The sequence below is a fragment of the Nguyenibacter vanlangensis genome, assembly GCF_013376155.1.
GTDB classification, from domain to species: Bacteria; Pseudomonadota; Alphaproteobacteria; order Acetobacterales; family Acetobacteraceae; genus Gluconacetobacter; species Gluconacetobacter vanlangensis.
Window position 1 is genome coordinate 1 of sequence record NZ_JABXXP010001132.1, and the last position, 662, is coordinate 662.

The 662-nt window shown below is 72.7% G+C and carries 1 protein-coding gene; it reads right to left on the reverse strand.

Annotated features, from left to right (window positions below):
* A partial coding sequence (locus HUK84_RS21685) for a HesA/MoeB/ThiF family protein (RefSeq protein ID WP_176641979.1) occupies positions 1 to 662 on the reverse strand: 662 nt, incomplete at both ends.

Genomic DNA, 662 nt, shown 5'->3' on the forward strand with positions numbered 1-662 from the left:
GGATCGTCGCGCGCGGACCGCACAGCGCGCAATCGGGATCGGGCGCCAGGCGGATCGTATGGACGCGCGCGGCCAGGGCGTCCCACACCAGCAGGCGGCCCGCCAGGCTGTCGCCGATCTGCAGCAGTTCCTTCAGCACTTCGGTGGCCTGCAGGGTGCCCATGACGCCGGTCACCGCGCCGAAGACCCCGGCCTCGGCGCAGGAGGGAATGGTGCCGGGTGCTGGGGCCTCGGGATAGAGGCAGCGATAGCACGGGCCGCCGCGATGCGGGCGGAAGGTGGAAAGCTGCCCCTCGAAACGCAGCACGGCGGCCGAGACCAGGGTGCGCCGCTCCAGCGCGCAGGCGTCCGCCAGCAGGTAGCGGGTGCGGAAATTGTCGGTGCCGTCGCAGACCAGGTCATAGGCCGCGACCAGCGCCCGGGCGTTGCCGGCATCCAGCCGGACGGCATGGCGGTCGACCCGGACCAGCGGATTGACGGCCTGCATCGCCTCGGCCGCGGACTCGACCTTCGGCATGCCGATCCGGCCGGTGGTATGGGCGATCTGGCGCTGCAGGTTCGACAGGTCGACCAGGTCGTCGTCCACCAAACCGATCCGGCCGACGCCCGCCGCCGCCAGATACAGGCCCAGCGGCGCGCCCAGCCCCCCGGCGCCGACGATC